The following is a 21,861-nucleotide window of genomic DNA, read 5'->3' on the forward strand; positions in this document are numbered from 1 at the left end:
TCCTTTCGATTGAAAAAATATTTAATTGTTGTGAGCACGGAATTTACTGGAAACTATGTCGAAGAGAGTAAAGATATAAATTGAAAAAATTGAGAGTAAATAGATTAAAAATAATGAAGATAAAAGACATAAACTGACTCCCGCTTTAGCTATATTTTTTGAGCGCTTGCAAGCTGATTTTCAAATGAGCGCTTATCATTTTTATGGTAGCAGAATTATTAATAATTGCAAGAGGTGTCTGATTTTTGATCGGTTCGAAATGTCACGGAGAATTAAAAAATTGTATTGAACTATATTTTAATTTCAGGTAATTTTATGAAGAATAGTTGAATTTAAATTTCATTCATTATTAGTATTCCAGTTTGGACATGTATGCTTTTTAGGCTCTCCTAATTCAGACAAATACTTCACATTTATGCTGCGCCACTGACTAAGAGATGAGATAGATTGTCCAACATAATAGAAATTTAAATCATTTGAATTTTTTTTGCATATATCGCGCAATACTTTGCAAAAATCTTTTGCTTTATCAAGAGAGTTAAAATTATAATTGAGTGTTTCAGGTTCATTTGGAATCGAAACATACCCCGAATTTGAGGAAAAATAAATTGAAGGTGTGCTATTTAAGTAAATCCAGTTATTTATAATAGAGATTGGTTTTTGACTGAGAGCTTTTTTTTCATTTTGTGTGATATTTGCCCAGTGCCAATTTCCCCATTTATCATTTTTAGCATCTTCTTGACTGATGCAAAAAAGATACTCAGCTGAAGCAGAAAAACTTAGAAATGCAAATTTAAAAAGCAATCCCAAGTATAATATTTTTATCATTTTTTACTCCTTAATAATAAAAAGATTTAACTTTATATTAAATCGATCTGTTTATATGTATTTTTTATTTTTTGTCAATATATATTATTTTGCATAAAAATATAATTTTTATGCATTTATTTTTGGCTGTTTTTTTGTGCCATGGATTTCCTAATGGAATAATATGACATAATTTTATTTCTTGACTAAATTTTCACAGCACTACAAAGAATCATAAATCCTCTAGAACGATTTACTTTGCAATACTCTGGAAGTTTTCATATCTTTAAGAACGACTTTTGCATTTGAATAATAATCAATTTGAATATTTTCTGTTATTACTTTATATTTTTCGCCATTTAAAATATTATTAATTGGATATGCCCAAAAGTAATGACCTTTAAATTCTGGAAAATAATTAACTGCAGCAAATCCTGTTAAAATTAAGTAATACTTAATTTTAACATTCATTTTACCTCTGGTTGCGACGAGTTCAGCAATTACAGATTCATTTGGATTTAATGTTACAGATAGACCAGTTGTTGATCCGACTGTTGTCATTTGTCGTGTGGTGCCCCCCTTTCCCCAAGCGTGTTCAAAGCCAAAGGAAAGGGATGGTTCAACTTCGGCTCCGTAAACTTGTACTTTTCCTTTAATACTAAAACCTGCTGATATTTTATTTGATGTATTCCAAGTGCTTTCTACGGTATTTGCTACAGAGTCTGAAATAGAAGCATTGTAGGTTGCAATTTTACGACTTTTATTTTCAAACACTTTATTAGCTATAATGACTGGAACTTGTTTAATTTCTGTTACAACAATGTCTTTAATCATATAATTACTTGTTACGGGTTGCCAATCATATTTATCATATAAACTACCCCAAGGCTCATCGCTGTTGGTTAAATTTACATCTTCAGGACGATTGCCTGAATGGTTTTCAACGACATCTAGAAGTTGAGAGTTTTTCCCAATTTGAAAGAGTTCTCTTTCATCTTGTCTGATTATATGAGATTCATAACCTATTGCAGTTACGTTTGACGATGATCTATCAGCTCCTACAACAATATCAAAGGAAATTGGCATGCAAATGCTCCTTTTGAATTAGAAATATTTAGTTTAAAAAAATTAAATTTATAAATGGGTAAAATTAACTGTTTATAATAGTTAAGATGTATTAACTATAAAAAGATAATTAACCACAAAATTATTTTAATAATTTTTTTAAAATGATTGCTTGAAACTATATTGAAGGTAATTACAATGTCTTATTGAATATTACAAGTGTATTTTTGCAAAAAATTTCGTTTTTGATTTTGAAAGAAGATATGCTTATTTTGAAAAATAAAAATTTATATATTTACAATAGTTTTTAATTACATTGTTAACAATTGTTTATTTGAGGAATTTATGTTTCTAAAGTTGTCTAAAATTATTTTAGATTAAATATTATAAAACTAACTAAATTTTAAACAGCTTACCATTGCTCCGCTGTTTGCTTCTTTAAGTTCAGGTTCTATTTCAGAACAGGTTTTTTCTGCTAAGGGGCAACGCGTACGAAAACGACAGCCACTTGGAGGATTGATAGGTGAGGGGAGATCTCCCTGTAAAATCTGTACAACTTTTTTTCTTTCCAATTCGGGATCAGGAATGGGCACTGCAGATAAAAGTGCAATTGTATATGGGTGTTTTGGATTTTTATAAATTTGATCACGAGTGCCAATTTCAACGGGACGACCTAAATACATAACTAATATGCGATCACTGATGTGTTTTACCACACTGAGATCATGTGCAATAAAAATTAAAGTCAATCCTAATTCTCGTTGTAGTTTTTTAAGTAAGTTAACAATTTGGGCTTGAATAGAAACATCTAATGCGCTGACAGGTTCATCGCAGACTATTATTTTAGGTTCTAATATAAGTGCTCTTGCTATACCAATGCGTTGGCACTGTCCACCTGAAAATTCATGAGGATATTTATTGATATGTTCTGGAATAAGACCAACAAGGTTCATCATTTGTGATACTTTGTTTTTAACTTCATTGTTGGTTAAGTTTGGATAAAATGTTTTTAGAGGTTCTGCAATTATTTGTCCTGCAGTCATACGTGGATTTAAAGATGCCAAAGGATCTTGGAAAATCATTTGAATATCTTTACGTGCATTTTGAAGTTGATTTTTATTTAAAGATAATAAGTTTTTTCCTAGTAACGTAATTGTACCTTCGGTAGAAGGTAATAAGCGCATTATGGCACGAGCAAGTGTAGATTTACCGCATCCAGATTCTCCAACAACCCCAAGCGTTTCTCCTTTAAAAACTTCTAATGTAACACCATCAACAGCTTTTAAATTCACTTTTTGAAAGAATGTTCCTTTTTTAGAAATAGGAAAATGAACTTTTAAATTTTTTACTGAAAGAATAGGTTCGTTCATTGTACTGACTCCCGATAGCAAGCTTTTTTACGATTGTTACTTAAAGAAACCAAGGGGGGAGGTTTAATAGAACACTTTTCTACTGAATACTCACAACGCTCTTGAAAAGGACAACCAATGGGTAAATTGAGCAAACTTGGTGGATTGCCAGGAATAGTAGGGAGATCTGAATAGGAGTCGTCCGTAAGACGTGGGATGGAACGTAACAATCCTTGCGTATAAGGGTGTTGAGGATTGTAAAAAATATTATTAACTGATCCGTATTCCATCGTTCGACCAGCATACATAACCATCACATTGTCACAAATTCCTGCTACAACACCTAAGTCATGTGTAATTAAAATAATAGCTGTGTCGAGATCGCGTTTGAGATCTTGTAATAAGTTAACAATTTGTGCTTGTACTGTTACATCAAGTGCTGTTGTTGGTTCATCTGCAATAAGAAGATCGGGTTTACATAAGAGACTCATGGCAATCATGACTCTCTGTCGCATACCACCTGAGAACTCGTGCGGGTACATGTCTATTCTATTTTTAGCTTCGGGAATACGCACCATATCAAGCATATGGATAGATTCTTTTTTTGCTTCAGCATAACTTAAATTTTTATGGAGCATGAGCACTTCTGTCATTTGCTTAGAAATGCGCAAATAAGGATTGAGTGAGGTCATGGGATCTTGGAAAATCATGGATATTTTATCGCCACGAATTTTATTTAATTCATTCTGAGATAGGCCAATGAGTTCTTTATCATGGAATTTTACACTGCCAAAAGTTTTTCCATTTTGGGCAAGTAGTCCTAGAATACCAAGGACAAGTTGACTTTTTCCTGAACCAGACTCTCCAACAATACCAAGAGCTTCGCCTTTATTTAAGGACAAGCTGATGCCATTTACAGCGCTCACGGCACCATCAGTGGTCGAAAAAGCGATATTTAAATTATTAACACTGAGCAAAGACATATTTTAATTCTCCAAAAACTTAACGATCTTTTGGATCGAGTGCATCGCGTAGACCATCTCCGATGAAGTTAAAACAAAATAAAGTAACAACTAAAAATGCAGCTGGAAAAACCAAACGCCACCATGCAACTGTTACGTTTTGCGCTCCGTCGTTAATTAAAACTCCCCAGCTGGTTGCTGGTTCTTGAACACCTAAGCCAAGAAAAGAGAGGAAAGATTCTGTTAATATAACTTGTGGAATAGTTAAAGTAACATAAACAATTACGATGCCTAAAATATTTGGAACAATATGACGAAATATAATAACTGCTGAACTAACACCGCCCGCATGAGCTGCCTCTATAAATTCTTTGCTTTTTAAGCTTAATGTTTGTCCCCGTACTATTCGTGCCATATCAAGCCAGTTTACTGCCCCAATGGCTACAAATATAAGAAATATATTTCGTCCAAAAAATGTCATAAGAAGAATTACAAAAAACATAAAAGGAAGAGAATAAATTATGTCTACAATGCGCATCATGATGTCATCGGTCTTTCCACCAATATAACCAGCTGTTGCACCATAAGTAATACCAATAACAATACTGACGACACTCGAGATTATGCCTATCATCAGCGACATTCTGCCGCCATAAAGTGTACGTGCAAAAACATCACGACCGAGATCATCTGTGCCAAAGAAATGAAGAGTCGAAAAGTTAGGAGCAAGGCCTATGGAACCCCAGTCTGTGTCTTCCATTTGATAATGAGATAAATAAGGGGCAAATATCACCGCTAAAGAAACAAGAAAAAGAATAATAATACTGACAACCGATGCTTTATTTTTTGACAACCGATTAAAAGCGTCTTTCCATAGACTGCGTCCTTTAACCTCTAAATTTTTATTTAATGTTTGCATTGCGAGTGTTTTTTTATTTAAACCTGCTGTTGTTGGTATAACTGACATAATCCACCTATTTCTTAATATTTAATTTTTGGATCAATAATGGCGTAAAGAACATCAACAATAAAATTAAATGCAATAATAATTGCTGCAAATAGGATAACGGTTCCTAGTACCAACGTATAATCTCGATTTAATGCGCCCTTTGTAATGTAACTACCGAGTCCTGGTAGACTGAAGATTTGTTCAATGACCACTGAGCCGGTTATAATTCCAGCAGTAGCAGGTCCTAAATAGGAAACTACAGGTAAAATTGCAGGCCGGATTGCATGTCTGAAAATAATAATTCTGTTTGGAATTCCCTTTGCTTTTGCTGTTCGAATATAATTGCTTTTTAAAACTTCAATCATACTGCCACGCATAATTCGACTGACTATTGCAATTTGCGGAAGGGCTAATGCTGTTACAGGTAAAACCATGCTTGAAAATGCACCATCGTTCCAACCACCTGCAGGAAGCCAATGAAGGATAACGGCAAATAAAAGAGTCATCATTGGTGCTGTTACAAAAGATGGAATAGAAATCCCTGTCATTGACATTCCTGTTGCAAGGTAGTCAATCCAAGTGTTTTGTTTAAATGCAGCTAATGATCCAATTAGAATACCAATAAAAACTGCAATAATAATTGCCCAACCACCAAGCCATATCGAAACAGGAAAACCCTGTGCGATAAGCTGATTTACGGTCCAGTCTGGATATTTAAAAGAGGGGCCAAAGTCACCTCTTAGCAATGACCATAAATAGTCGAAATATTGCACTATTACAGGGTCATTTAAATGATATTTTGCATCGAGGTTTGCCTGCACTGCTGGGGTGAGAACACGCTCTCCTGAAAAAGGTCCACCGGGGGCAAGTCGCATTAAAAAAAAGGAGAGTGTGACTACGACAAGAAGAGTCGGCCATGCACCAAAAAATCTTTTTATAGTGTAGGAAACCATAAATAACCAGCCTTTTGAAAAGTATGTATCAGGAAAAAAAAGCGGCTGATATTTTCAAATGAACCGCTTTTTTAGTTAACGTTCAGCAGTTGTTTGACGATTGGTAATATAAAAATATTGTGATTTTTGTTTGTCTTGAGAATTCAAGCCTGTATACCCACCTACATATGGTTTTACTAAGTGTGTGGTCACATAAGTGAACAAGGGCACTGCAGGGTAATCGTTCATCATGATAGCTGAGGCCTTTTGTAAAATTTCAGCTCTTTTTCGTAAATTCATTTCATTTGCAGCTTCGACTATAAGCGCATCATACTTTTTATTAGCGTATTTAGAATTATTTTGTTTGTATTTTGTTTGAAACATATCGGTAAAGGAACTTGCGTCGTTGTAATCAGCGATCCAACCGTCTCGTGCTACTTGAAAGTTTCCATCGAGGCGATCCTGAATAAAGACTTTCCATTCTTTATTTTCAAGAGTGACTTGCGCTCCTAGAGTTTTTGTCCACATAGAAGCAATGGCTGTGTATATTTTCTTATGCTGTAGGTTCGTATTATATAAAATATTAAATTTTACCGGATTTTCTTGGGAATAGCCAGCTTCTTTATAGAGACGTTTTGCTTCGGCTACCTGTTTTTCTCGTGGCCATTTAACCCAATCTGGAGCGTTTTGTTTGTAATCGCTCGTGCCCCACGCAACTACGTCATAAGAAGGAACTTCGCCCCGTCCTGTAATTTTTTCGGTTATAACTTTTCTATCAATTGCCATGGATAAAGCTTGGCGTAATTTTAGATTGTCTTTAAATGGCGGCTTTTTATTATTAAAATCGAAATAGTAAATGCTTAAATATGGATTTGTTTGTACTTCTTTGCCCAAAGTTTTTTTAAGCATTTGGTATTTATCTGCAGGAAACTCGTAAGTGAAGTCAAGTTGTCCAGTTTGATACATTTGATATTCAGTGTTTAAGTCGCTTATGGGAAAATAATTTACTGTATTGATGACTGTTTTTGAATTATCCCAATAATGAGAGTTGCGCACTGCGGTTATTTTATCGCCTACTTTCCAGTATTTAAGAGAATAAGCACCGCTTGTAACAAGGTTACCGGGATGAGTAAATTTATCACCATATTTTTCAACATTTTCTTTTTTTACGATTAAGCAGGTGTGAAATGCAACGAGCTTTAAGAAAAAAGGAGTTGTTCTAGAAAGATTAATTTGAATAGTTTTTTTATCTAAAGCTTTTATACCGAGACTTTCAGGCTTAAGTTTACCCTCATTTATTTCATTGGAATTTTTAACCATATTTATAAAATCAGAATAAGTAGAACCTGTTTTAGGATCGACAATTCGTTGGAAAGAAAAAACTACGTCTTCTGCAGTTATAGGAGAGCCATCGGAAAACTTTGCATTGTTACGTAAATGAAAGGTATAAGTCAGTCCGTCGCCGCTAACATCCCATTTCTCAGCAACTCCAGGAACTAATTCTCCTGCGTCGTTGGTTGACACAAGTCCTTCAAAGAGATCCTCACCAATTCGGCTGCTCACATTATCTTGCATTTTTTGAGGGTCTAAAGACGGTGCTTCTGAACCCACTCCTACATTTAAAACTTGGTCTGCAGCAAGCTTTGTTCCTGGTGGGACATCTGCAGCAAAAGCTGAATGTGAAAAGGATGCAAAAGGTAGAAATGCAACGCTTGTAAGATATGTATATGCAAAGAATTTATGATGAGCCATAATGATTTCTCCAATATCGAAGGAACAATATTTTACGCCACCGGAACAATAATTTTTTACTTATTGACTTACTAGCCGATTTTTTTTCGGGTGTCAATGAAAAACCGCTGCATTTATATTCTATTTTTAAAATTCTAGACAAATTAAACAGTTTGCATGAGAATAGTAAAGTATTTAAATAAGTAAATATAATAGACTTTTTTTCATTAAGGAGAGGACATATGCCAATACGCTTTTTTTCATGTGTTGCTTTTATTTTAAGCGTTGTTTGTAGTCTATTTGGGACCTTTCATTTATTCGGAAATGACAGCATTGTTGCTTATTCTTTAATCAGTACATTAAATTTTTTAATTTGTTCTGCACTTTTATTAGAAACTTTTGTGCATATTTTTGTTTTAAAATTTTCGGTAACTCGAGCTATTCTCATTGAAGCAATTCTTATTTGTATTTGTTCAAGAATAATTAATAGCTGGTATGCTTGGGTAACTTTTTTTGCAATGATTGCAATTATTTTATTATCAATTGGTCAGCAGATTTTGGATAACAGATATGTGAAAGAAGAAGAAGAATTAAAAGAATTGAGAAAATTAAATTTTAAATAAATTTTTTAAGTAGAAAAGTAACGAGCTTGTGGATGCCAGCTGACAAGAGCACTTGTTGTCATTTCAGGATCCATCTGAAAAGCTTCAGATATTTTAACACCAATTCTATCTGCACCTAATAGTTTTAAAAGTGGAACATTGCTTTCCATATCAGGGCATGCAGGGTAGCCAAAAGAATAGCGCGAACCTTGGTATCCTTGACTAAAGAGTTGTCTTAATAATTTAGCATCTTTTTTAACTATTTCAAGCTCAGAACGTATACGTTTATGGATCAACTCAGCATAGGCTTCGGTTAGTTCTGTACCAATTCCATGTAAATAATAATATTCTGAAAATTTTTCTTGCTTATATAGTTTTTCTGTTTCTTTAGAGATTTCAGCACCTATACTTACAATTTGTACTGGAAGTGTATCAATTTTTTTTGTGTTTTCATGACAAATAAAGTCAGAAATACATAACCTTCTACCAGAAATTTGGCGTGGAAATTCAAATTCAGCAATAATTTCTCTCTTATTTGGATGAATATCTGCTGTTGTGCTTAATTTATAAATAAGTATTTTATTTTCTTTTGAACAAGCGGGATAATATCCATAAATTGCTTTGGGCTGGATTATTTTATTTTCAATAATTTCATTCTTCATTTTTTTATAAAGTGGATAGGCTTTTGTATTTAATATTTCATCAAATTCAGCATCACTTTTGTTACCTTGAGAAAAGCCCCAGCGGCTGCGAATGAGAGCAAACTCATCAAGAAAAGCAAAAATATTTTCCAGAGGTTCTGTGATAATTTGGGTTCCCCAAAAAGGTGGTTTTGGAATTTTTTCGTCTTTTCTCACCCATGCACTTTGTAAATTTTCGTCAAGTGAAATTTTAGGTTCACCTTTTCTAATAATTTTAATTGTATTGTCATTTTCTTCTTTAATTTCTTTAGGAATCGCTTTGGATTTTTTACGGATTTCAAGTATTTCTGTTGCAGTTATTTGACCTCTTTTATTAGAAAGACCTTCCATAACTTTAAGACCTTCAAATGCATCGAAAGCATAAAAAACGGGTCCCTTATAAGTTGCTTGACATTCATTTTCGACAAATTCTCGTGTGAGTGCAGCGCCTCCTAAAATAACAGGAATGTCAAAACCTTTTTCATTCATATATTCAAGATTTTCTTTCATTATAACTGTAGATTTTACTAGCAATCCACTCATGCCAATGGCATCGGCATCGGAACCTCGGTATTTTTCAATTATGCTTTCAATAGGCTGTTTTATACCTAAATTAACAACTTCAAATCCATTGTTTGACAAAATAATCTCAACTAAATTTTTTCCAATGTCATGCACATCCCCTTTAACTGTAGCAAGAATAATTTTTCCTTTGCTATAGTTAGATTTTTTTTCCATAAAAGGTTCAAGAGCTTTTACAGCAGTTTTCATCGCTTCGGCACTTTCAAGGACAAAAGGCAATTGCATTTCACCAGAGCCAAAGCGTTCTCCTACAACTTTCATGCCATCAAGTAAAATTGAATTGATAATATGAAGTGGCGCGTATGTTTTTAAAGCTTCATTGCAGTCTTCAACAATAAATTGTTTTTCGCCATCAATGATATCGAGTTTTAATTTTTCCTCAATAGACATATTGTTGCGTTTAGATACGTTCGAAATATTATCTTTTTTTATGTTGGAAAACTTAGCTAATATTGTTTTTAATGGATCATAATTTTCTGCACGATTGTCATAAATAAGATCTGTAAAAATTTTTCTATCTTCTTCTTCAATTCGTGCAATGGGAATTATTTTAGATGCATTTAAAATGGCTAAATCAAGTCCATTTTTGACTGCATAATAAAGCATCATTGAATTTAGCATTTGCCGAGTGAAAGGATTTAAACCAAAGCTGACGTTAGACAATCCTAATATTGTTCGCACACCATTAAATTTATCTTTAATTTTTTTAATGGCATCAAGAGTTGCTATGGCTGATTTTCTAAACTCTTCGTCACCACTGCCTAAAGTGAAAGTCAGAGGATCAAAAATAAGATCGCCTGCATTTATTTTAAATTCATTTACAACTAAATTATAAATTCTTTCTGCTATGAGAATTTTTCTTTCGACTGATTTTGCCATTCCTTCTTCATCAATTGTTAAGGCCACAACGGCTGCACCATATTCTTTACAAAGGGTAAGAATTTTTCTTGCTTTTTCTTCACCATCTTCAAAATTTATTGAGTTTACAATACATTTTCCAGGAGTAAGTTGAAGAGCTTTTTCAATAACAGAGACTTCAGTCGAATCAATCATTATTGGAATATTAACTTGGGTAACAAGTTTTTTTAAAAAATGCTCCATATCTTCTGTTTCGTTACGTGAAACATATGCAACACAGACATCAAGAATATGTGCACCTTCTTTTAATTGTCCTTTGGCAATTTGAATGAGTCCATCGTAGTCATTTAGGGCTAGAAGATCTCTAAATTTTTTGGATCCATTTGCATTGGTTCTTTCACCAACATAAAGAGGCTTTGGTTCTAAATTTAATGAAACAGATGAGTATAAGCTGCTTACGCTGCGTTCTAAATTTATTTTACGAATACCCGCTGGGAGTCTATTAGCTAAAGTAACTAATTCTTTAATATGTTCAGGAGTTGTTCCGCAACATCCTCCAACAACATTTAGAGAAAAATCCTTTGCCATTTCTATTACTTTTCTTGAGAAATCAGTTGGCCCCAGTGGGTAGACTGTTTTTCCCCCAATATTTTGCGGTAAACCAGCATTGGGTAAAACACTTAATGCAAATGGGGCTGCTTGTGCTAAATAGGCGATATGGGATCTCATTTCATCTGGACCTGTTGCACAATTCATACCAATTAAATCAATATCTAAACATTCAACTGCGGTTAAGGCTGATTGAATATCGCTTCCAACGAGCATTGTACCTGATGATTCAATAGTCACTTGAGTCCAAATTGGTACTTTAACTTTTAATTCACGCATTGCATTTTTAGCAGCTCGTATAGCAATTTTAACTTGATTGATATCCTGTGATGTTTCAATTAAAATAACATCAACCCTACCTAACAATAAACCTTTCATTTGTTCATAATAACTTTTGTAAAGAGTTGGATAATCAATTTGTAATAAGGTGATAATTTTTGTGCCTGGACCAACACTGCCAATGACATATTTTGGAGTTTTATAACTATCAGCTACTTCGCGCGCAAGTTTAGCAGCAACAGTATTTAATTCACATGTTCTATGCGCAATACCAAATTCTGCTAAAACAACTTCGTTACAGCCAAATGTATTTGTTTCGACAGCATCTGATCCTGCATTAAAATAATTGCTGTGAATGGTTTGAATCCATTCCTTTCTTCTTTCATTTAAAAGCTCAACACATCCATCAAAATCAACTCCACCATAATCTTCTATAGTTGGATTATTTGCAAATATTTGAGTGCCCATTGCACCATCAAGAACGAGAACTTTTTCTTGCATTAATTCTTTAATCGATTTTTTCATTTTTAGAGGCCTATATAGCTTATTTTACAGTTACCGTTGATACTAACTTGGCAACCGAGTCTTTCATTGTTTTCAGCTTCAATGGATATTAAGAAATCTTTTTCTTCTCTCTGCATTTCAGAAAGATTATTTGAACCTTCATCAATTCGTATTCGACAGGTTCCGCAAGTTCCATTGCGACAGCCAAAAGTAACATCTGCTTGACAAGCATCGACAACTTCTTGAAAAGGCGTTCCAATTGGCACTTCGACATCCATGTCTTCTAAATCAAAATGAACTATAGGTTTTGACATATTCATTCCTAATAATGTAACAAAAAAATATATAAATTTTTATAAAAGTTTTAATGCAAAATCAACCAGACCAAGCGGTGCACTTATTTGTAGACCTTGTACAGAAGATTTAATTTCTTCTATGAGTTCTCGCGCAATAAGAATTCCTTCTTTTGCTTGTTCGTCGGCTGTTTTACATTTGCGCATGCGTTCTAATATTTTATTTGGAATAAAAACTCCTGGAACTTCGTTAGCCATAAATTCTGCATTGCGTATACTTTTAAGCGGCCATATTCCAGCAATAATAGGAATTTTAAATTGAGATGAAAATTCAAGAAAGCGAAAAAGAGATTCAGCATCAAAAACAGGTTGAGTAATAGCCCACTCAGCGCCAGCTTCAACTTTATAGCGAAAACGAGATTTTTCTTTTTCGAGATCAATTGCGACTGGATTAGCCCCCACTCCAACACTCATACTCGTGTGCCTACCAATGCTTGATCCACCTAAATCAAAACCTGTATTGAGTCTTGTTACCATGTTAACAAGTCCAATTGCATCGATGTCAAAAACAGCAGTTGCATTTGGATAAGGACCCATTTTAGGTGGATCACCAGTGATGCAAAGAATATTTTTAATTCCAAGACCTGATGCACCGAGTAAATCACTTTGAATTCCGAGTAAATTCCTATCACGACAAGCATAGTGAAGTATGCTTTCTATACCTACTTCTCTTTCAATAATACAAGCAGTTGCTAAAGAGCTCATACGCGCTGATGCGCGAGGACCATCAGGAATGTTAATGGCATCAATTCCATGTTTTTTACATATTTCAGAACGTTCAATTATTTTTTCAGTTTCGAGACCTTTCGGGGGAAGCAGTTCCATACAGACTACGAATTGTCCATCCGCAATTTTTTTGGCCCAGTTACTTTGTTGAACTCTAGGCACAGTTGTTGGGTGGACAATTTTGTGATCAATAATTTCATTGTGTTTAATTTCAACTTGATCAAATGCTTTTGCTTGCCGTAAAGCGCCTGCCATAATTTTTATATGGGAAGGAGAAGTTCCACTACTTCCACCTAATAAACGAGCTCCTTTAAGGAAAGCTTGACGAGCAAATTCTCCCATATACTCAGGACTTGCCATGTAAATAAGTCTGCCATCGACCATACGTGGTTGACCTGCATTGGGGCAAAGAATAATTGGTTTTTTTGTTGATGATTTAAATTTTTTTAACAGTTCAAGCATGGGGGTTGGACCATTTCCTCCATCAGCTCCAACAACATCTGCACCCCATTCATCGAGTTTGCGAATGTACCATTCAGGTTCAGTTCCATATAAACTATGGCCTTCTTCATTTACACTCATCATAGCAATAATAGGAAGATCTCCGAGTTCTCTTACTGCACGTATGGCTTGTTGAATTTCATATAGATCAGCAAAACTTTCCATAATAAATAAATCAACACCTCCTTTTATGAGCGCTTCTGCTTGTGCTTTAAAAACATCTTTGGCTTCATCTAATGAAGTTGGTCCCCATGGTTCAATACGCACACCTAAAGGTCCCATTGTGCCTGCAACCCAACATTGATTGTGAGCAGCTTTTCGAGCTATTTGTGCACCTGAAATGTTTATTTCTGTAGATTTGTTTTCTAAGGCAAATGATTTTAATTTAAAAGCGTTAGCGCCCCAAGTATTTGTGCTAATGATCTGCGCCCCAGCAGCAATAAAATCACTGTGAATTTGACTTACGAGATCAGGTTGAGACAAATTTACTTCATCAAATGATCGATTTATAAATATGCCTTTTTCATAAAGAAGAGAACCTGTTGATCCCCCCAAAAGAATGTACTCTCCATTGGCAAGGGATTTACGAAAAGAACGACAACAACCGTTTGGTGTTTTGGAAAGAATATTAGTCATTTTATGACCCACTCCATAATATTTTGTCTCACAGTGGACAACCACACAACACAGCCACAATGGGCGAGAGAACAAAAGAGTTTAGGTAATTCAATGTATTTTATAAATTGATAAGATCTTTAAAGAAACATTGACATACGATCATGACATGAAAAGAATTTTGTGACAAGTGTGTCGTCGGGTGATGCTAATTTTTTTCTACACTATTAGTTACATAGGTATAGCCGACTCCGCGAACTGAAATAATATGGATGGGTTTTGCGGCATTTTTTTCGATATATTTTCTAAGTTTACCTACAAATACATCAACTGTTCTTGTTTCGATAGTGGCTTCGTATTGCCAAACTTTTTGTAATAAATCGGTTCGAGCGAGAATTTTATTTTCATTTTCAATAAAAATTTGAACTAGTAAACCTTCTGTTGGAGAAATCCTGTGAGTGGTTCCATCTGAAGTGGTTATTGTTAATTGTTCAGGATCAAAAAGAGAGGATCCAAATTTTTGAATAGATTCTTTACCGTTTGGTTTATACCATTTTCTTCTTTGTACAAGTCTTTTCACTCTCAAAATAATTTCTGAAAGACTAAAGGGTTTTGTTACATAATCATCTGCACCTAATTCAAATGCTTTAATACGATCAACTTCAAGACTTTTTGCGCTTAAAACTAAAATGGGTATTCTCTCAGCAAGAATTCTTGTTTTTTTTAAAATTTCATATCCATCTATTTGAGGTAGCATGAGATCAAGAATTATTGTAGAAATTTTGTCATAATTTTCTTTTATAAATTGAATTGCATCTTTTCCATCTGAGACAAGGGCAACTTCAAATCCTTCTGCTTCAAAATTGTATTGTAAACCCTCACCAATAGATTCTTCATCTTCCACTATGAGGAGGAATTCTTTGGAATTCGACATAAAACGTTGTTCCTTTATTAAGTCCATCACTCATGGCAAATATTTTTCCATGATGTTCTTTTACTATGGAATGGCAAACAGAAAGGCCAAGACCAGATCCTTGAACTTTTAACTTTGAATTTCTTTCAATTCTATAGAATTTTTTAAAAACTTTTTTTAAATTGTTTTTTTCAATTCCTTGTCCATTGTCTTTGACGTATATTTGTACACATTCTTTTTTTTGTAAAATTCCTGCTAGTATTGAACCACCTTTTTCAGTATATTTAACAGCATTATCGAGCAAATTATCAAAAAGCATTGACAAATGATAGGGATTTCCCCAAATAAAAAATTCACTTTCATCATTTGGTTTGTTTAATTCAAATGCAAAAACTCTATTGTCACCAAAACGATCTTTTACCTGAGAACAACAACCAGAAAGGAGTTCACTCAAGTTTACACGGCCATGTGCGAGCGATGATTTATCTGATTCAAGGCGAGCAGATATGAGCACAGTATCGATCAATCTTTGTAATCGATTTGTCTCGCTTAAAGTGCGGTTTAAAAATTTTTTTTTCTCGTCTTCACTGACATTACGAAGAAGCATGGTTTCTGCATAAAGTCGTATACTTGCTAAAGGAGTTTTTAACTCGTGTGTGACACTGCTTAATATTGTATCTTGCATTTTAGTAATTCGAGAGAGCCTACGTTGGCTGACAAAGATCATATAAAGAGCAATAAGGATAAATCCCATGAGAATGCACCCTTGTGCAAGAATGACCCATTGTCCTGAACTTGTAGCAGGCACAGAAATTTTTTCGATGAGACTATTTATTTCTTGGCTTCTAAGAATGTACCATCTGATCCAGACAAACATTAATAGACCCCAACTAATTTGGGCTAGAATGAGAATCGATATGGGATGTAAAAGCCATTTAAGTTTTTTAAACATGCGTGTCCTTTTCATTGCGGCTGTCATGTGCTGCACGATGAATATACAGTTTTCTCATGCTAGGGAAAACCTAAATTCAGAAATAATGGGAAAAAAGTATATCAATTTTTATAAAGATTTTCTTATGATTAAGAATCTAAGAGAAAGGGATTACCTAGAAGAATTAAAACAAACTTTTTTAAAGAAAAAGCAAAGTTCAGAAAAAATTTACACTCTTTTAGGTATGTTAAATCTTGCAATTGAAGGGGAGGAGAAAATTTATGCCGAATTTGCGATATATAATTTAAAAAAGAATAGAAAATATTTAAATTCAGATGAAAATGAAATATATAAAACTCTTTTTGGAAAATACCTTAATCAGCAAAAAGATTTTTCTGGTTCTGTTTTGGTTTTAAAATCAATTGCAAATAGATCGGATTCTGTATTATTTTCAATAATATCTCCACTATATATTGATGCTCTTTTAAGTTCAAATTTAAAAGCTGAAGCTTTAGATTATTATGCTAAATACAAAAAGGTGATTGATAAAAATATAGATTGGGAAAAATTAAATGAATTATTAGTAAAGTTAGCAAATGCAGCTTTGACTTTCAACAATCCAAACCTCTCTCTTTCTTATCTTAAAAAGCCACTTTTATTTTACCCTTTAGAAAAATCTGGAAGAGATGCCATGATTCTTCTCTCAACTATAGAATGCTCTGGAGGAAGCCTTGGCAGTCTCTATTTTAGAGATGAGAGTATGCAATATTTATCACGGGAAATCTTTAAAAGAATTGGAAAACAACCTGATTCAAGAAATTATATTTTATCATTGATTGGAGTTAATCCAGCAAGTGTTCATCCTGCACAAGAAATTGAGTCTTTGCCAATGACTGAAAAGGAGAGGTTATTAGGTCTTGCAAATATGTTAGTTACAGCTCGAGAATACTATTTGGCCAATCAAATGTTAGATTATTTAATTGGTGCAAAAAACTATAATGAAATATTTAGTCGTGACAAAATTCTTGAACTGCGTGGCAGAGTATTAAATTCACTTGAATTACCTGTAAAAGCAGCTCAAAACTATAAAGAACTCTTTACAGAATTTCCAATTTCAAAGATGGCAGAAATTGCGCGTATTAAGTACAGCACTTCACTGCATTTTGCAAAAAGACATTCAGAATCAGCAAATTATTTGTTACAAAACATTGTTTTTCCCACGAATGAAGAACAAAATTGGTCATTATTTTGGCAATATTATTTATCTTCACAAAAAAATGAAGCTGAAAAAACGGCAAAAAATTATATTGTAAAGGAATTTAAAAAACAAAATAGTACAATAGCACGATTTCAATATTGGCTTTCTCTTTTAGATAAAGGTAAATTTTATAATGTAGAATATAAAAAGGAATTAGAATTTATTGGCAAAAAAGTAGAAGAATATCCTTATCCAATTTTTTCGCGCTGGCGGCTAAATAAATTTAAATGGTCAGATCCTCAAAATGATAAAATGCACTTCAATAGTTTTAAAGACTATTATAACAATAAACTGAATCCTTTTTTTAAAGGAAAACTTAATAATAAGAAAATCGAGCATTTAAGACGTCTTGTACAATATGATTTGAGTTCAATTGCATCATTGTATATTGATGATTTTAAGAATAAGAAACTTAAAAAGAATGAAGCAATTATTTTGGCAAATTTAGCATATTCTTCATATGACTATAAAAATGCAGGGGATCTCGCTCGAAATTATTTTGCAAACCCTATTGATGATTATAGTTATAAAGAAGTTTGGACTGAAAAAACTAATTTTTGGAAACTGAATTTTCCATTGGCTTATTGGCCTGATGTTTCTTCAGTTGCGAAATTACTTGATTTAGATCCCTTTTGGATCCTATCTATCATGCGGGCTGAATCGCGTTATCTTTCGCGAGCAGAAAGCCCAGTTGGTGCAATAGGATTGATGCAAATCATGCCTTATACGGGTATTAATATTGCTAATAATATTGGGAAAGATGACTTTAAAATTAGTTCGTTAAAGAGTCCCTCCCAATCAATTGCATTTGCTGCTTGGTATTTAAAAATGTTGCTGACTATTTATAAAGGAAATTATTTATTGGCAACGGCAGCCTATAATAGTGGTCCAGAAGCTGTAAATCGCTGGATAAATCAAAATAATAGTCTAACTGTGGATGAGTTTTATGAAAATATACCTTATCAAGAAACAAAAAAATACGTTGCAAAAGTTCTAGGATACCTTGACATGTATTACAGAGTACATCTAGGAATAGGCGACGGCTATAGCTTGGAATGTGGAGAGTCTATTCCAAGTCCTAATACAAGATTAGATATTTTTTAGCTTAGATCGATTAGAAAACTGAGGAGTTTTTGCGTGACATTTCAGCCAGCACGAGATTACGAGTTTATTTTGCAAGTGAAAGACCTTGTTAAAACTTATCCTAACGGAACAAAAGCTTTGAAGGGAGTGAGCTTTAACGTTCCCAAAGGGGCATTTCTGGCTGTGATAGGACTATCCGGTTCTGGAAAATCAACTTTGTTACGTTGTATAAATCGAATTCATGAACCAACTTCAGGTTCGATGATTTTTGAAGGACGTGATATTACACATGTAAAAGAGCAGCAATTAAGAGAAGCCCGTACAAAAATTGGGATGGTTTTTCAACACTTCAATTTAGTCAATCGAAGAAATGTTTTAAATAACGTCTTAACCGGAAGATTAGGACGGCTTGAAAATAAATTTCTGGGTGGAATTTTTCAAAAATGGCCTGAAAAATGGATTGAAGAAGCTTATCAAGCTCTTCGTATTGTTGGTATTGAAGACAAAGCACTTATTCGTGCAGATGGTCTTTCGGGTGGTCAGAAACAGCGTGTTGCAATTGCACGAACGCTTATGCAACATCCCGATCTTTTATTGGCCGATGAACCTGTTGCTTCATTAGATCCTTCCACAAGTTATTCCGTAATGAACTATTTACGCGATCTAAATCAAAAACATAATATAACTGTCGTTTGTAATTTACATTTTTTAAGTTTGGTTCGAGATTATTCCACTCATGTGATTGCATTGAAAAATGGTGAGTTGGTTTTTGAAGGTAAACCAACTGATATTACTGAAAAATGGTTTAAAGATATCTATGGCTCTGATGCTCGTGAAGTGGAGATACACTAATGCGATTTCCTTTCTTTGTTCCTGTTGTTGAATCTGAACGTCGTAAAAGACAAATTGCTGGTGTTATTATTGAAATGTTTATTTGGGGATATTTTCTTATATTCTTAAGTAAAATTTTGGTATTTTCTATAATATTACCTGGAATAGAATATTTAGCATATAATGATCCACCCAATAATACTGCTTTAAATATAATTGAAACTCTTAATTTTGACAGTCGTTACTTTGAATTCCCATGGCTTTGGTTTTTTAATATAATGGGAATTGGAGCTGTTATTGGTTTTATTATTTCTATAAAATGCAAAGGGTTTGGTTCTTGGATTGCAAGTATTTCAAAACTGCAAGTAAACAATCCTGAAGATTCATTAAAACTACACAATCACTGGAAGTTCGCACGTATTGAAGCTGTTATTCTTGTTATTGTCACTGTTATTACAGGTTGGGTTTTAACAAATGTCAGTATTGCAAAAGTTTTCCAAATTGATGGATTATTAGGAGCAGGGCGATTAAGTTTACAACTTGCTTGCGGCATTCCTGGAGTTGGTGAAAATATTGGTTCGTCTTCTTTATACGATGCAATGCAATGGTTCTTAAATTTATTTGTTAAGTTACATAATGCGGTTTTTTCAAATCATGTAGATCTTTTTTCAGTTTCATGTCAGCCTAACGATTTAAGTTACTTTAGTAAAGCTATCGGAAAATTAGCAGAGTCTATTTATCTAGCATTTATTGCAACATTCTTTAGTGTTCCAATTGCTTTTGTATTGTCATTTTTTGCTTCACGAAATTTAACTCGCCACAGCCGTGCAATGCGTTTGGTTTATGTCCTTATCCGTTCTTATATGAATATCACGCGTTCAATTGAACCTCTTATTTGGGCTATTCTTTTTTCTGTTTGGATTGGTATTGGTCCTTTTGCTGGGTCACTTGCCCTTATGATTCATAGTGTTTCAAGTCTTGTAAAACAGTATTCTGAGGCTGTAGAAGGTGTTGAAGAAGGACCTATTGAAGCATTACAGGCAACGGGTGCAAATCGCATTGCAGTAGTTTGGTATGCGGTCGTTCCACAGGTTATTCTTCCTTTCTTAGCATTTACTATTTATCGTTGGGACATCAACGTGCGTATGGCGACTGTCATTGGTCTTGTAGGGGGCGGTGGTATTGGTAGCATTCTTATTCAAGAGCAAATGCTTGCGCGTTGGACTCAAGTGGGTAGTCTTGCTTTCCTTATTTTCTTAGTTGTTTGGTGCATGGACTTTTTATCTGCACGTATTCGCGAGGCAATTCAATAAAATGGAAATTCGTTACCTTGGAATATTACCGTACGGAGATGCCCTTGGTATTATGGAGTTAATCCATAAAGAACGTGTTGAAGATCCAAATCGTGAGGGGGTTATACTTGTTGTTCAACACCCCCCAACTGTAACTATGGGTAAGCGTGAGCTTTACGAAGATATGAAAATCCCTCCTGAGGAGCTAAAATTCAAAGGCATTGCCTTCCATAAAATAGACAGAGGAGGCAGTGTTACTGTTCATGAACCCGGACAAGTTGTTATTTATCCTATTGTTCATATGGATCAAATTAAAAAATCAGTGCGTTCTTATGTTCACTTACTTGAAGAAGCAATGATATCAACAGCTGCTCAATTTGGAGTTAATGTAACACGCGATGAAATAAATCCGGGTGTTTGGGTTGGCCAAAATAAAATTGGTGCAGTGGGAATTCGCATTGCAAATAAAGTAACGAAACACGGGATTTCTTTTAATGTGAATAATACGCTTGATACATTTTCCTCCATAGTGCCTTGTGGATTAAGGGGAAGGGGTGTTATTAATTTAGAAATTGCTGTGCAAGAAAACTCACGTAACAGCGATACTCCTACGCCAAAAATTGAATATGTAGCTATTGAGAAAATATTAGCTGAAGAAATATTTAAACACTTAAATTGATTTTATTTAATTTGTTTTGCTGCGTTTTTTATTCTATCAATGATTTTATGATTTGTACTTTTATTAATTGCTAAGTACAATGAACTATCTAAATTTTTAAGCTGGAAAATTTCTTCTAAAAGTTCAAAATTATACTTTAAAGATTTAAGTTTATTTTTAATGCCAATCTCTGATGAAATAATAAGATCACATCTTTCTTCCATAAATTTTTTAACATTTCTAAGAGAATCACTTGATACCTCTAAATTATTAAAGCCTTCTTTTTTTAAATATTCGTGTCTAAAATCATCACGTACGACGCAGATACTGTGTTTTTTTGCTTCATTCATCTTTTTAATTGTAATATTTTTACGAGCTTTTAATTTATATAAATAGGTGTATGAGTCAACTAATCTTATTATAAAATTTAATTTTTTGAGTCTTTCTTCTGTTTTAACTATTGGAAATACTAAAATATTTTCCTTATTGATGGCCTCGCTATAGGCACGTGCCCAAGGAACAATTTCAATTTTATCTTTTGGTAGATGAAGTTTTTCTAAAAGTTTAAAAACTTTTTCAGTTGCTAAACCTCCTTCAATTAATTTAGCTTCATTCACTGTGACATAAGGAATATCTTCTTCAGTATAAATAGTAATGTCATTTATATTATATGAGTATGAATTTGAATTTAATAAAAAAATGTTTATGCTTACAATTAGTGAAAATATAAAATAACTCATAACTCAATTACCTCATTTTTATATAATATTATAAGGAAATATTTAAGGAGT

Annotated in this window: 18 protein-coding genes; 5 read left to right on the forward strand and 13 right to left on the reverse strand. The window is 33.6% G+C overall.

What is annotated here, in order from left to right; translation table 11 throughout:
* Window positions 1-339: 339 nt before the first annotated feature.
* The 7 genes from GCL57_RS05305 to GCL57_RS05335 form a co-directional block, all read right to left on the reverse strand.
* Window positions 340-828 (reverse strand): hypothetical protein, encoded by a 489-nt coding sequence (locus GCL57_RS05305; protein WP_152212241.1) that lies wholly within the window; start codon window positions 826-828, stop codon window positions 340-342.
* A 222-nt stretch (window positions 829-1,050) separates the two neighbouring features.
* Window positions 1,051-1,893, reverse strand: a complete 843-nt coding sequence (locus tag GCL57_RS05310) for an ETX/MTX2 family pore-forming toxin (protein WP_152212242.1) — start codon at window positions 1,891-1,893, stop codon at window positions 1,051-1,053.
* Window positions 1,894-2,264: 371 nt separating this feature from the next.
* Window positions 2,265-3,242, reverse strand: a complete 978-nt coding sequence (gene oppF, locus GCL57_RS05315) for a murein tripeptide/oligopeptide ABC transporter ATP binding protein OppF (RefSeq protein WP_152212243.1) — start codon at window positions 3,240-3,242, stop codon at window positions 2,265-2,267.
* A complete protein-coding gene (locus tag GCL57_RS05320) occupies window positions 3,239-4,204 on the reverse strand; it encodes an oligopeptide/dipeptide ABC transporter ATP-binding protein (RefSeq protein ID WP_152212244.1) in 966 nt (321 codons plus the stop codon). The genes oppF and GCL57_RS05320 overlap by 4 nt, the downstream gene beginning before the upstream one ends.
* A 19-nt stretch (window positions 4,205-4,223) precedes the next feature.
* Window positions 4,224-5,150 carry an oligopeptide ABC transporter permease OppC gene (oppC, locus tag GCL57_RS05325; protein WP_152212245.1) on the reverse strand — a complete coding sequence of 309 codons (927 nt, stop codon included), beginning with the start codon at window positions 5,148-5,150 and terminating at the stop codon, window positions 4,224-4,226.
* A gap of 14 nt (window positions 5,151-5,164) precedes the next feature.
* Window positions 5,165-6,085, reverse strand: a complete 921-nt coding sequence (gene oppB / locus GCL57_RS05330; RefSeq protein WP_152212246.1) for an oligopeptide ABC transporter permease OppB — start codon at window positions 6,083-6,085, stop codon at window positions 5,165-5,167.
* A gap of 75 nt (window positions 6,086-6,160) precedes the next feature.
* Complete coding sequence (locus tag GCL57_RS05335) at window positions 6,161-7,816, reverse strand: peptide ABC transporter substrate-binding protein (RefSeq protein WP_152212247.1); 1,656 nt, start codon at window positions 7,814-7,816, stop codon at window positions 6,161-6,163.
* 221 nt (window positions 7,817-8,037) lie between these two features.
* On the opposite strand from GCL57_RS05335, the gene GCL57_RS05340 reads away from it, so the two are divergent.
* Window positions 8,038-8,418 (forward strand): hypothetical protein, encoded by a 381-nt coding sequence (locus GCL57_RS05340; RefSeq protein ID WP_152212248.1) that lies wholly within the window; start codon window positions 8,038-8,040, stop codon window positions 8,416-8,418.
* 5 nt (window positions 8,419-8,423) lie between these two features.
* On the opposite strand, the gene metH is transcribed toward GCL57_RS05340, so the two are convergent.
* From metH to GCL57_RS05365, 5 genes are all read right to left on the reverse strand, one after another.
* Window positions 8,424-11,930 (reverse strand): methionine synthase, encoded by a 3,507-nt coding sequence (gene metH, locus GCL57_RS05345; protein WP_152212249.1) that lies wholly within the window; start codon window positions 11,928-11,930, stop codon window positions 8,424-8,426.
* Window positions 11,931-11,932: 2 nt separating this feature from the next.
* Complete coding sequence (locus GCL57_RS05350) at window positions 11,933-12,223, reverse strand: 2Fe-2S iron-sulfur cluster-binding protein (protein WP_161597611.1); 291 nt, start codon at window positions 12,221-12,223, stop codon at window positions 11,933-11,935.
* A 39-nt stretch (window positions 12,224-12,262) separates the two neighbouring features.
* Window positions 12,263-14,125, reverse strand: a complete 1,863-nt coding sequence (locus GCL57_RS05355) for a bifunctional homocysteine S-methyltransferase/methylenetetrahydrofolate reductase (protein ID WP_152212251.1) — start codon at window positions 14,123-14,125, stop codon at window positions 12,263-12,265.
* A 187-nt stretch (window positions 14,126-14,312) separates the two neighbouring features.
* Complete coding sequence (locus GCL57_RS05360; RefSeq protein ID WP_161597612.1) at window positions 14,313-15,038, reverse strand: response regulator transcription factor; 726 nt, start codon at window positions 15,036-15,038, stop codon at window positions 14,313-14,315.
* Window positions 14,998-15,969: a sensor histidine kinase gene (locus GCL57_RS05365; RefSeq protein ID WP_161597613.1), complete on the reverse strand. Its 972-nt coding sequence runs from the start codon at window positions 15,967-15,969 to the stop codon at window positions 14,998-15,000. Before GCL57_RS05365 ends, GCL57_RS05360 begins: the two co-directional genes overlap by 41 nt.
* 124 nt (window positions 15,970-16,093) lie before the next feature.
* Between GCL57_RS05365 and GCL57_RS05370 the strand changes: the two genes are divergently transcribed.
* Genes GCL57_RS05370 through lipB form a run of 4 tightly spaced genes read left to right on the forward strand, consistent with a single transcriptional unit; the run spans window position 16,094 to window position 21,091 of the window.
* Window positions 16,094-18,310 (forward strand): lytic transglycosylase domain-containing protein, encoded by a 2,217-nt coding sequence (locus GCL57_RS05370; protein WP_161597614.1) that lies wholly within the window; start codon window positions 16,094-16,096, stop codon window positions 18,308-18,310.
* 33 nt (window positions 18,311-18,343) lie between these two features.
* The gene (gene phnC / locus GCL57_RS05375; RefSeq protein ID WP_211363224.1) at window positions 18,344-19,141 is read left to right on the forward strand and encodes a phosphonate ABC transporter ATP-binding protein; all 798 of its coding nucleotides are present in this window, start codon (window positions 18,344-18,346) and stop codon (window positions 19,139-19,141) included.
* Window positions 19,141-20,433, forward strand: a complete 1,293-nt coding sequence (gene phnE, locus GCL57_RS05380; protein WP_211363225.1) for a phosphonate ABC transporter, permease protein PhnE — start codon at window positions 19,141-19,143, stop codon at window positions 20,431-20,433. The genes phnC and phnE overlap by 1 nt, the downstream gene beginning before the upstream one ends.
* Before the next feature lies 1 nt (window position 20,434).
* Entirely contained in the window at window positions 20,435-21,091 is a 657-nt protein-coding gene (gene lipB, locus GCL57_RS05385; RefSeq protein WP_152212255.1) for a lipoyl(octanoyl) transferase LipB, read from the forward strand.
* Between the two features lie 2 nt (window positions 21,092-21,093).
* Here the strand turns inward: lipB and GCL57_RS05390 are convergent, their stop codons facing one another.
* Complete coding sequence (locus GCL57_RS05390) at window positions 21,094-21,810, reverse strand: substrate-binding periplasmic protein (RefSeq protein WP_152212256.1); 717 nt, start codon at window positions 21,808-21,810, stop codon at window positions 21,094-21,096.
* Window positions 21,811-21,861 lie beyond the last annotated feature (51 nt).

The organism is Fluviispira multicolorata (genome assembly GCF_009208585.1).
In the GTDB taxonomy this organism is placed as follows: Bacteria; Bdellovibrionota_B; Oligoflexia; order Silvanigrellales; family Silvanigrellaceae; genus Silvanigrella; species Silvanigrella multicolorata.

Excerpts from the sequence above, each read along its gene's own strand:
- GCL57_RS05390 (WP_152212256.1), bottom strand. The coding sequence starts at position 21,810 with ATGAGTTATTTTATATTTTCACTAATTGTAAGCATAAACATTTTTTTA.
- oppF (WP_152212243.1), bottom strand. The coding sequence starts at position 3,242 with ATGAACGAACCTATTCTTTCAGTAAAAAATTTAAAAGTTCATTTTCCT.
- GCL57_RS05340 (WP_152212248.1), top strand. The coding sequence starts at position 8,038 with ATGCCAATACGCTTTTTTTCATGTGTTGCTTTTATTTTAAGCGTTGTT.
- GCL57_RS05305 (WP_152212241.1), bottom strand. The coding sequence starts at position 828 with ATGATAAAAATATTATACTTGGGATTGCTTTTTAAATTTGCATTTCTA.
- metH (WP_152212249.1), bottom strand. The coding sequence starts at position 11,930 with ATGAAAAAATCGATTAAAGAATTAATGCAAGAAAAAGTTCTCGTTCTT.
- GCL57_RS05355 (WP_152212251.1), bottom strand. The coding sequence starts at position 14,125 with ATGACTAATATTCTTTCCAAAACACCAAACGGTTGTTGTCGTTCTTTT.
- lipB (WP_152212255.1), top strand. The coding sequence starts at position 20,435 with ATGGAAATTCGTTACCTTGGAATATTACCGTACGGAGATGCCCTTGGT.
- GCL57_RS05320 (WP_152212244.1), bottom strand. The coding sequence starts at position 4,204 with ATGTCTTTGCTCAGTGTTAATAATTTAAATATCGCTTTTTCGACCACT.
- GCL57_RS05360 (WP_161597612.1), bottom strand. The coding sequence starts at position 15,038 with ATGTCGAATTCCAAAGAATTCCTCCTCATAGTGGAAGATGAAGAATCT.
- GCL57_RS05335 (WP_152212247.1), bottom strand. The coding sequence starts at position 7,816 with ATGGCTCATCATAAATTCTTTGCATATACATATCTTACAAGCGTTGCA.
- GCL57_RS05310 (WP_152212242.1), bottom strand. The coding sequence starts at position 1,893 with ATGCCAATTTCCTTTGATATTGTTGTAGGAGCTGATAGATCATCGTCA.
- GCL57_RS05365 (WP_161597613.1), bottom strand. The coding sequence starts at position 15,969 with ATGTTTAAAAAACTTAAATGGCTTTTACATCCCATATCGATTCTCATT.
- phnE (WP_211363225.1), top strand. The coding sequence starts at position 19,141 with ATGCGATTTCCTTTCTTTGTTCCTGTTGTTGAATCTGAACGTCGTAAA.
- GCL57_RS05350 (WP_161597611.1), bottom strand. The coding sequence starts at position 12,223 with ATGTCAAAACCTATAGTTCATTTTGATTTAGAAGACATGGATGTCGAA.
- oppB (WP_152212246.1), bottom strand. The coding sequence starts at position 6,085 with ATGGTTTCCTACACTATAAAAAGATTTTTTGGTGCATGGCCGACTCTT.
- GCL57_RS05370 (WP_161597614.1), top strand. The coding sequence starts at position 16,094 with ATGATTAAGAATCTAAGAGAAAGGGATTACCTAGAAGAATTAAAACAA.
- oppC (WP_152212245.1), bottom strand. The coding sequence starts at position 5,150 with ATGTCAGTTATACCAACAACAGCAGGTTTAAATAAAAAAACACTCGCA.